This is a genomic window from Nostoc sp. (genome assembly GCF_036918015.1).
Lineage (GTDB): Bacteria > Cyanobacteriota > Cyanobacteriia > Cyanobacteriales > Nostocaceae > Nostoc.
The window spans coordinates 1-1,529 of sequence record NZ_JBALEO010000039.1 but is presented as its reverse complement, the minus strand read 5'-3'; the positions used below and the strand labels follow the sequence as shown (position 1 = coordinate 1,529).

The window sequence follows — 1,529 nt, the reverse complement described above, 5'->3', positions numbered from 1 at the left end:
TGTTTTTCGATATCTAAGGGGTGTAGGTCTCCCTAAAAAGGAGGTGATCCAGCCACACCTTCCGGTACGGCTACCTTGTTACGACTTCACCCCAGTCACCAGTCCTGCCTTAGGCATCCTCCTCCACGAATGGTTGGAGTAATGACTTCGGGCACTACCAGCTTCCATGGTGTGACGGGCGGTGTGTACAAGGCCCGGGAACGAATTCACTGCAGTATGCTGACCTGCAATTACTAGCGATTCCTCCTTCACGCAGGCGAGTTGCAGCCTGCGATCTGAACTGAGCTCCGGTTTACGGGATTTGCTTGCATTCGCATGCTTGCTGCCCTCTGTCCGGAGCATTGTAGTACGTGTGTAGCCCAAGGCGTAAGGGGCATGCTGACTTGACGTCATCCCCACCTTCCTCCGGTTTGTCACCGGCAGTCTCTCTAGAGTGCCCAACTTAATGCTGGCAACTAAAAACGAGGGTTGCGCTCGTTGCGGGACTTAACCCAACATCTCACGACACGAGCTGACGACAGCCATGCACCACCTGTGTTCGCGCTCCCGAAGGCACTCCCGGCTTTCACCAGGATTCGCGACATGTCAAGCCTTGGTAAGGTTCTTCGCGTTGCATCGAATTAAACCACATACTCCACCGCTTGTGCGGGCCCCCGTCAATTCCTTTGAGTTTCACCGTTGCCGGCGTACTCCCCAGGCGGGATACTTAACGCGTTAGCTACGGCACGGCTCGGGTCGATACAAGCCACGCCTAGTATCCATCGTTTACGGCTAGGACTACTGGGGTATCTAATCCCATTCGCTCCCCTAGCTTTCGTCCCTCAGTGTCAGTTACGGCCTAGCAGAGCGCCTTCGCCACTGGTGTTCTTCCTGATCTCTACGCATTTCACCGCTACACCAGGAATTCCCTCTGCCCCGAACGTACTCTAGCTATGTAGTTTCCACTGCTCTTATCTAGTTGAGCTAGACTCTTTAACAGCAGACTTACATTGCCACCTGCGGACGCTTTACGCCCAATCATTCCGGATAACGCTTGCATCCTCCGTATTACCGCGGCTGCTGGCACGGAGTTAGCCGATGCTTATTCCTCAGGTACCGTCATTGTGTTCTTCCCTGAGAAAAGAGGTTTACGACCCAAGAGCCTTCCTCCCTCACGCGGTATTGCTCCGTCAGGCTTTCGCCCATTGCGGAAAATTCCCCACTGCTGCCTCCCGTAGGAGTCTGGGCCGTGTCTCAGTCCCAGTGTGGCTGATCGTCCTCTCAGACCAGCTACTGATCGTCGCCTTGGGAGTCCATTACACTTCCAACTAGCTAATCAGACGCGAGCTCATCTTCAGGCAATTAATCTTTCACCCCTAAGGGCACATCCGGTATTAGCCACCGTTTCCAGTGGTTGTCCCAGACCTGAAGCCAGATTCTCACGCGTTACTCACCCGTCCGCCACTATGTCCGAAGACACCGTTCGACTTGCATGTGTTAAGCATACCGCCAGCGTTCATCCTGAGCCAGGATCAAACTCTCCGTTTTGT

1 rRNA gene is annotated in these 1,529 nt (G+C 54.2%); it reads right to left on the bottom strand.

From position 1 onward, the window contains the following. Positions 1 to 36 precede the first annotated feature (36 nt). A 16S ribosomal RNA gene (locus tag V7K61_RS09395) occupies positions 37 to 1,527 on the bottom strand. Positions 1,528 to 1,529 lie beyond the last annotated feature (2 nt).